Here is a 6,569-nt window from a genome sequence, read left to right on the forward strand (position 1 = left end):
CGCGTCCGCGTCAGGCTGACCTACCCGGTACGCCCGGAACCTCACCCCGGCGGGACGACCTTGACAGCCGCCCGCGCAGAAGTAAGGGTGACCTCAGTTCGTAGGGAGGTGACGGGTGGGCGAGCTGGAGGAGGTCCGGGCGCTGCTGTCCGGGCAACGGTCGGGGACGCTGGCGACGATCGGGTCCGCCCCTGGCCCGACGAGCACGTCGGCCGGCGCGGGTGCCGCGGGCTTCCCGTTCGGGTCCGTGGTCGCCTACGCGCTCGACGACGAGGGCTCGCCGCTGCTGTGCCTGTCCGACCTCGCCGAGCACAGCCGGAACCTGGCGGCCGACCCGCGGGCGTCGCTGCTGGTGGCGGAGCCGGGTCCGGACCCGCTGGCCGCGCCGCGGGTCACCCTCGTGGGCCGGGTGTGGGTCCTGCACGGCGACGAGCGCACCCGCGGCCTGGCCGCCTACCGCCGCGCCTTCCCCGACGCCGGGTACGTCGACTTCGCCGACTTCCAGCTCTACCGGCTCGAGGTCCGCACGATCCGCCACGTGGCCGGGTTCGGCCGGATGTCCTGGCTCGAACCGGATCAGAAGCCGAGCTTGCGCAGCTGACGCGGGTCGCGCTGCCAGTCCTTCGCGACGGTGACGTGCAGGTCGAGGTAGATCTTGGTGCCGAGCAGCGCCTCGATCTGCTTCCGGGCGGCCGTGCCGACCTTCCGCAGCCGCTCGCCCTTGTGGCCGATCACGATGCCCTTCTGGCTCTGCCGCTCCACGAAGATCGTGGCGTGCACGTCGAGCATCGGGTCGTCGGCGGGCCGGTCCTCGCGCTCGATCATCTCCTCGACGACGACGGCGATCGAGTGCGGCAGCTCGTCCCGGACCCCCTCCAGGGCGGCCTCGCGGACCAGCTCGGCGACGAGGGTCTCCTCCGGCTCGTCCGTCAGCTCGCCGTCCGGGTAGAGCGGCGGGCCCTCCGGCAGCTTGCCGACCAGCAGGTCCGCCAGCAGCTGCACCTGGTACCCGCTCTTCGCCGAGCACGGCACCACGTCGGCGAACTCCATCAGCTCGGTCAGCTGGGTGAGCCGCTCGGCGATCTGCTCGGGCTGCGCCTTGTCCGTCTTCGTCACGACGCCGACGACCGGTGTGCGGCCCGCGACGGATTTCAGCTCGTTGGCGATGAACTCGTCGCCCCGGCCGACGGGCTGGTCCGCCGGCACGCAGAACCCGACGACGTCGACCTCGGCCCAGGTCTCGCGCACGACGTCGTTCAACCGGGAGCCGAGCAGCGTCCGCGGCTTGTGCAGGCCGGGGGTGTCGACGACGACGAGCTGTGCGTCGGGCCGGTGCACGATGCCGCGGATCGCGTGCCGCGTGGTCTGCGGGCGCGACGAGGTGATCGCGATCTTCTGCCCGATCAGCGCGTTGGTCAGCGTGGACTTGCCCGCGTTGGGCCGGCCCACGAAGCACGCGAAGCCGGAGCGGAAGTCCTCCGGCCAGGACCCGAATGCGGTCATGATGCCTCGCTTCGCTCGGCCCGTGCGCGGTCAGTGGTGCTCTGGCACCACTGACCGCGCACAGGCACGTCAGTGCAGGTCACAGGGGACCCGGGTTGTCGCCGGTGAGCCGCTCGAGGATCTCGCGGCCGATGGGCAGGGCGGCGGTGGCCGCCGGAGAGGGCGCGTTCAGGACGTGCAGGATCGAGCCCGGCCCCCGCACCCCGCCGGCGCCGCCCTGCTCGACGAACAGGAAGTCGTCGACGAGCGTGCCGTCCGGCTTCACGGCCTGCGCCCGCACCCCGGCGCCCGCGGGCGTGAGGTGGCGCGCCTCGACCTCGGGCAGCATCCGCTGGATCTGGGTGACCATCGCCGCCTTGGACAGCGACCGGTGCACCTCGCCCAGCCCGTAGCGCCAGTGCCGCTTCGCCACCCGCAGCATCCCGGGGTACACCAGCGAGCCCAACAGTTCCTTCGGCTTGACCGTGCCCCACGAGTAGCCCTCGCGGGCCAGCGCGAGGACGGCGTTGGGCCCTGCGTGGACGTGCCCGTCGATCCCGCGGGTGGCGTGCACCCCGAGGAACGGGAACGCCGGGTCCGGGACCGGGTAGATCAGGCCCTTGACCAGCTCCGCGGCGTCGTCGGTGAAGCCCGAGTACTCCCCGCGGAACGGGATGATCCGCACCCCCGGATCGGCGCCGGCGGCGCGGGCGAGCTCGTCGCAGCGCAGCCCGCCGCACACCACGACCCGCTCCCCCAGCAGGTCGCCCTGCTCGGTCCGGACCACGACGTCGGGCCGGGAGGACGTCTCCCGCCGCACCATCCCGGTGACCGCGCGGCCGCGGTGGATCTCGCCGCCCTCCTTGGCCACCAGCTCACCCAGCTTCTCGGCGATCGCCCGGTAGTCGCAGATCCCGGTCGACGGCACCCACAGCGCCTCGAGCCCGCGGACGTGCGGCTCCCGCTCGCGGATGCCCGCTGCGTCGAGCCGTTGTGTCTCGACGCCGTTGGCCGCCCCGCGCCGCTCCAGCTCCGCCATCCGCGGCAGCTCCTCGGGCTCGGTGGCCACGACGAGCTTCCCGCACACCTGGTGCGGCAGGTCGTGCTCGCGGCAGAAGGCGACGGTCTCGGCGCACCCGGCGACCGCGAGCCGGGCCTTGAGCCCGCCCGGAGCGTAGTAGAGCCCGGAGTGGATGACGTTGGAGTTGTTGCCGGTCTGGTGGGTCGCCAGCCGCGGCTCCCGCTCGACGACGGCGACGCTCAGCCCGCTGCGGACCGCCGCGTGCGCCGTGGCCAGGCCGACGATTCCGCCGCCGACGACGACCAGGTCGTACCGGGGTGTGCTCATGCGGGCGTCAGCACGCTCACGACGGCGCCGGACGCGTCGGCCACGATCACCGGCGCGGCGGCGGTCAGGTCGCGCACCGCGGCGACCGAGGCCTCGTCCGCCTCGCCGCTCTCGGTGACGACGGCCGCGGCCTCCAGCCCCGGCGCCCCGCTCGACACGGCGGCCGCCACGGCCGCCTGCAGGGCCGTGAGCCGCAGGGACGGCAGCGCGACGGAGGCGGCGGCGTAGGTGCGGCCGTCCGTGTCGCGAACCGCGGCGCCCTCGGCCGCGCCGGTGCGGGCGCGCGACGACCGTGCCAGCGTGACGATCTTGGCGTCCTCGGCGTCGAGCTCGGGCGGGTTACTGCCGGACATCGGTCTCCTCCCGGACGTCGGCCTCCGCGGCGGCGTCCTCCTGGGGTTCGGGGGCTTCGGCGGACTCGGGTACGGCCAGCGGCGTGACCAGCACCGACGTGATGCGGATGCGGCCGCGGGCGTCCTTGCCGCCCTCGGCGCGCAGGTGCAGCAGGCCCTCGACCTCGGCCTCGGCGCCGGGCAGCGGCACCTTGCCGAGCCGCTGCGCGAGCAGCCCGCCCACGGTGTCGACGTCCGCCTGCTCCAGGGCCTCGCGCAGCAGCTCCTCGCGCTCGGTGCCGCTGAACTCGCCGGCGAACAGCTCACTGAGGTCCTCGACGGGCAGCCGGGCGGCCAGCCGCAGGGTGCCGCCGTCGAGCCGCTGGACCTCGGGCACCTCGTCGGTGTCGTACTCGTCGGAGATGTCGCCGACGATCTCCTCGAGGATGTCCTCGATCGTGACGACGCCCGCGGTGCCGCCGTACTCGTCGACCACGATCGCCATGTGGTTGCGGGTGCGCTGCATGTCCTTGAGCAGCTCGTCGATCCGCTTGGAGTCGGGCACGAACACCGGCGGCCGCACGACCTCGACCAGCGGCGCGTCGGGCCGGTCCCAGCCCGCGCCGACCAGGTCCTTGAGGTAGGCGACGCCGATGACGTCGTCGATCCCCTCGCCGAGCACCGGGATCCGGGAGTAGCCGCTCTTCAGCGCCAGCCGGACCACCTTCTGCACCGGGGTGTCCTGCTCGGCCCACACCACGTCGGGTCGGGGCTGCATGACGTCCCGGACGATCGTGTCGCCCAGCTCGAAGACCGAGTGGATCATCTTCCGCTCGCCCTCCTCGACCACGCCGCTGGTGCTGGCCATGTCCACCAGCTCGCGCAGCTCGACCTCGGAGGAGAACGGGCCCTCGCGGAAGCCGCGGCCCGGGGTGATCGCGTTGCCGACCAGGATCAGCAGCTTGGTCAGCGGGCTGAGCAGGGTCGCCATGATCCGCACCGGCGCCGCGACGGCCAGCCCCAGCGCGTAGGGGTGCTGGCGGCCGAGCGTGCGCGGGCCGACCCCGATCAGGACGTAGCTGACCACGACCATGATCACCGCGGCGAGCAGGACACCGACCCAGGCCGGGTCGAACCAGCTCGCCAGCGCGATGGTGAGCAGCACCGTCGCGACGGTCTCGCCCATCAGCCGCAGCAGGATCAGCAGGTTGACGTACCGGGCGCGGTCGTCGACGACCTTCGACAACGCGCGCGACCCCGGCCGGTTCGCCCGCACCAGGTCCGTGACGCGCGCCCGCGAGATCGAGGTGAGCGCCGCGTCGGCCGCCGCACACAGCCCGGCGAACGGGATCAGGACGATCGCGACGGCGAGCAGGCCAGCGGCGTTCATCGGTCTCCTGCGGTCGGTGTCCGGGCGGTCAGCGCGGTTCGGCGGGGCCGGCCGGGTCGTCGAGCCCGACGGTGCCCAGCACCCGCGAGTCGCTGCGCCGCTGGGCCTCGCGGGCCGCGGCCTGCGCCCGGCCGGTGCGCCAGTCGTGGAGCAGCTTGTTCTGCAGCGCGAACATCTCGCGCTCCTCGTCCGGCTCGGCGTGGTCGTAGCCGAGCAGGTGCAGCACGCCGTGCACGGTCAGCAGGTGCAGCTCGTCGGAGAGCGCGTGCCCGGCCTTGACCGCCTGGTCCTTGGCGAACGCCGGGCAGAGCACGATGTCGCCGAGCAGCGCCGGGCCGATCTCGGGGGCGTCGGGGCGGCGGGTGTCGTCGACCAGCTCGTCCATCGGGAAGGACATGACGTCCGTGGGGCCGGGCTCGTCCATCCACCGCTCGTGCAGCTCGGACATGGTGTCGAGGGTGACCGCGGTGATCGCCAGCTCGACGGCCGGGCTGACCCGCATGGCGTCGAGCGCGTACCGGGCGACGGACACGATCAGCGACTCGTCGACGGCGACGCCGGACTCGTTGACGACCTCGATGCTCACGGCAGTTCTCGGACCAACCTTCTCGGGGCGACCTCGGCGGACGGGACTCGTGACCAGGGTAGTCGCACCCCGGTCGGCTCCGTTCGGTCGGCCGTGGTGGACCGAGCCGGTCAGTCGGCGGTCGCGAGCAGGGCCCGGACGGCGGCGGGGTCAGGCGCGTCGAGGGCCCGGGCGGCGAGCGCGGCCGCCCCCCCGGCGTCGACCTCCCGGACGGCCTGCTTGACGAGCGCGACCGCGGGCGGCGCGACGGAGAGCTCGCGGACCCCGAGCCCGACGAGCAGCGGGGCGGCGACCGGGTCGGCGGCGAGCTCCCCGCAGACCGCGACCATCGTGGGCCCCGCACCCCGGCAGGTGGCGTCGACCAGCCGCAGGACCGCGGGCGAGAGCGGGTCCGCGAGGGCCGCGACCTCGGCCGACCCGCGCTCGGCGGCGAGCGTGTACTGGGTGAGGTCGTTGGTGCCGATGCTCAGGAAGTCGACGTCCGGGGCGAACGCGGCCGCGGTCAGCGCGACGGCCGGGACCTCCACCATGATCCCGACCTCGAGGCCCGGCGGCCGGCCGCGGCCCTCGGCGGCGATCGCCTCGTCGAGGGCGGCGCGGGCGGCGTGCAGCTCGGCGGGGACGGTGACCATGGGGAACATCACGCCCACCGGCGTCGCGTGGGCGGTCCGGACGATCGCGCGCAGCTGGTCGGCGAGCAGGTCCGGTCGGCGCAGGGCCAGCCGCAGCCCGCGAACGCCGAGGAACGGGTTGGCCTCGGCGGGCATCGGGACGTAGGGCAGGGGCTTGTCGCCGCCGACGTCGAGCGTGCGCAGGACGATCCGGCGGCCGCCCAGCGCCTCGGCGACGGCCCGGTAGGCCGCCTCCTGCTCGTCGACGTCCGGCGGTGCGGCCCGGTCGAGGAAGAGGAACTCGGTCCGGACCAGGCCCGCGAGGTCGGCGCCGGTGCCGGCGGCGCTCGCGGCGTCGGCACCGACGTTCACGCCCACCAGGATCTGCACGCCGTCGCGGGTGCGGGCGGGCTCGTCCGCCCGGGCGCGGGCCGCGGCCTCCTGCTCCGCGCGCTGCGCGAGCCGGGCGCCGAACACGGCCCTGACCTCCGCGGACGGGTCGACGACGAGGCGGCCGGCCGTGCCGTCGAGCGCAAGCGGGGTGCCGGGGGCCAGGTCCAGCACGGCGGGTCCGGCGCCCATGACGGCCGGGATGCCGCGGGCGCGCAGCAGGATCGCGGCGTGCCCGGTGGCGCTCCCGCCGGCCAGGACGACCCCGACCACGGCCTCCGGGTCCAGCACGGCCGCCTCGGCGGGGGTGAGGTCCGCGGCGACCAGGACGGCCGGCGACTCGTTCCCGGAACTCCCGACTCGCGGTGCCAGATCTCCCGACTCGCGGGGGGTTGCGTCCGTTCCGCGAGTCGGGACCTGCGGGCCCGCG

The 6,569-nt window shown here is 74.5% G+C and carries 7 protein-coding genes; 1 reads left to right on the forward strand and 6 read right to left on the reverse strand.

All coding sequences use genetic code 11. The features are described from left to right. The first annotated feature begins 115 nt into the window (after positions 1-115). Entirely contained in the window at positions 116-601 is a 486-nt protein-coding gene (locus tag AB0B41_RS21850; RefSeq protein WP_358206069.1) for a pyridoxamine 5'-phosphate oxidase family protein, read from the forward strand. Here AB0B41_RS21850 and era read toward each other — a convergent pair. The 6 genes from era to ptsP all read right to left on the reverse strand — a co-directional run. Next, complete coding sequence (era, locus tag AB0B41_RS21855; RefSeq protein ID WP_358206071.1) at positions 577-1,503, reverse strand: GTPase Era; 927 nt, start codon at positions 1,501-1,503, stop codon at positions 577-579. The genes AB0B41_RS21850 and era overlap by 25 nt on opposite strands. A gap of 79 nt (positions 1,504-1,582) precedes the next feature. Next, positions 1,583-2,830: an L-2-hydroxyglutarate oxidase gene (lhgO, locus tag AB0B41_RS21860; protein ID WP_358206074.1), complete on the reverse strand. Its 1,248-nt coding sequence runs from the start codon at positions 2,828-2,830 to the stop codon at positions 1,583-1,585. Then, positions 2,827-3,183, reverse strand: coding sequence for a hypothetical protein (locus AB0B41_RS21865; RefSeq protein WP_037043518.1), 357 nt, complete (start codon positions 3,181-3,183; stop codon positions 2,827-2,829). Before AB0B41_RS21865 ends, lhgO begins: the two co-directional genes overlap by 4 nt. Then, positions 3,170-4,552 (reverse strand): hemolysin family protein, encoded by a 1,383-nt coding sequence (locus tag AB0B41_RS21870; protein ID WP_358206076.1) that lies wholly within the window; start codon positions 4,550-4,552, stop codon positions 3,170-3,172. The genes AB0B41_RS21865 and AB0B41_RS21870 overlap by 14 nt, the downstream gene beginning before the upstream one ends. A gap of 28 nt (positions 4,553-4,580) precedes the next feature. Next, positions 4,581-5,138 carry an rRNA maturation RNase YbeY gene (gene ybeY, locus AB0B41_RS21875; RefSeq protein WP_358206078.1) on the reverse strand — a complete coding sequence of 186 codons (558 nt, stop codon included), beginning with the start codon at positions 5,136-5,138 and terminating at the stop codon, positions 4,581-4,583. A gap of 110 nt (positions 5,139-5,248) precedes the next feature. Then, positions 5,249-6,569 (reverse strand): phosphoenolpyruvate--protein phosphotransferase (gene ptsP / locus AB0B41_RS21880; protein WP_358206080.1); only part of this gene is annotated, 1,321 nt, incomplete at its 5' end.

Source organism: Pseudonocardia sp. NPDC049154 (assembly GCF_040648315.1).
Taxonomy (GTDB): Bacteria; Actinomycetota; Actinomycetes; order Mycobacteriales; family Pseudonocardiaceae; genus Pseudonocardia.